This is a genomic window from Micromonospora sp. NPDC005087, assembly GCF_042872965.1.
Lineage (GTDB): Bacteria > Actinomycetota > Actinomycetes > Mycobacteriales > Micromonosporaceae > Micromonospora.
In genome coordinates, this window is the sequence record NZ_JBIALB010000068.1 from 1 (window position 1) to 1530 (window position 1530).

At 68.9% G+C, this 1530-nt stretch carries 1 protein-coding gene; it reads right to left on the bottom strand.

Annotated features, from left to right (window positions below):
• Window positions 1-32: 32 nt before the first annotated feature.
• Window positions 33-1450, bottom strand: a protein-coding gene (locus ACFYPS_RS36875) for an IS3 family transposase (protein WP_387331137.1) whose coding sequence is annotated in 2 segments (ribosomal slippage) — window positions 33-1120 and window positions 1120-1450 — 1419 coding nt in all. Because the reading frame shifts where the segments join, the coding sequence is not laid out codon by codon here.
• Window positions 1451-1530: the final 80 nt, after the last annotated feature.

A 1530-nucleotide genomic window follows, 5' to 3' on the forward strand; every position in this document is an offset into this window, starting at 1 on the left:
CGGAAGGTGTCAACCTTTTCGGGGCGGGTGGTTCAGGGGTTCGTTGACTGAGTCGGCTCGTCGTCGGGCTTGTTGATCCACGCGGGTTCGGGTAGGGCGGGTGGTTGTGGGATGCCGCGGACGAACCGTTCGGGGTTGCGGGCGTAAGCGGTGGTCAGGACGTCGGTGCGGGCGTCGCGGACGATCTGGGCGTGGCCGTGGTGGACGTCGTGTGGGGTGTGCCAGCCGATGCCGGAGTGCCGGTGGATCGTGTTGTACCAGGTGAAGAAGGCCCGGCAGTGCGCTCGGGCGTCCTGGATGCTGCCGAAGCGGTCGGGGAAGTCGGGCCGGTATTTCAGGGTCTTGAACTGGGCCTCGGAGAACGGGTTGTCGTTGCTGCACCTGGGCCGGGAGTGGGACTTGGTCACGCCGAGGTCGGCCATCATCTGCGCGACGGTCCTGGACGCCATGGAGGTGCCGCGGTCGGCGTGGATGGTCAACTGCTCACGCGCGATGCCCTGCTTGGTGATCGCGTCGGACAGCAGCCGTTCGGCCAGGGCGGCGTCTTCGCGCTCGGCGAGCAGCCACGCGACGGTGTAGCGGCTGTAGATGTCGATCACCGCATACAGGTGGTAGAAGTCCCGCTTGGCCGGGCCGCGCAGCTTCGTGATGTCCCACGACCACACGCGATTGGGGGCGTCGGCGATCAGCTCGGGCTTGACCTTCGGCGGGTGCACCGCGTGGCGGCGGCGCTCCCTGACTTCGCCGTGGGTGCGCAGGATCCGGTACATGCTCGACACCGACGCCACGTACACGCCCTCATCCAGCAGGGTGTGGTAGACGGCCGCAGGGGCCATGTCGGCGAAGTCGGGGCTGTTGAGCAGCGCCCGGACGCTGTCACGCTCGGCCGCGCTCAGGGCGCGTGGCTGCGGTCTGGGTTCGAGCGCCGGCCGTGGTGGCGAGGGTGTCTGGCGGTGCCGGCGGTAGTGGTTGGCCTGCGGCCGGCCAGTGGCCCGGCACGCCGCCCGGACCCCGATCAGCGGTGTCAGTTCGGTGATCGCAGCGTCGATCATGGTGTCGGCTCGCTCCCGCTGTGCTGGCTGTCGGTCGCGAGTTGCCCCAACAGCGCGGAGAGTTTTCCCTGCACCTCGATCACCGTGCGGGCCTTGTCCAACTCGGCGCGCAGTCGCTCGTTGTCGGCCCGCAACCGGGCTGCCTCCCGCATCGCCGGGTCGGTCTTCGGCCGCCCGGCCGGCTTGGCCAGGGCCTCGCGGGCGCCGGCGTCACGCTGGTGCTTCCACGCCGCGAGCAGCGACGTGTACAGGCCTTCCCGACGAAGCAGGGCGCCCTTGCCGGCCTTGTCGAGGGTCTCGTACTCGGCCAGGATCCGCGCCTTGTACGCGGCGGTGTATGTCCTTGTTCGGGGCTTTGCTGGTACCTCGGGGTCGGGTACCGGGTGATGCGATGTCACAGGGGTGGATCTCCTCGCACGCCCTCACGGGTCAGAGTTTCAGCAGCTCAAGCCGCCTTCTCCAAGGTTGCCACAGAGGG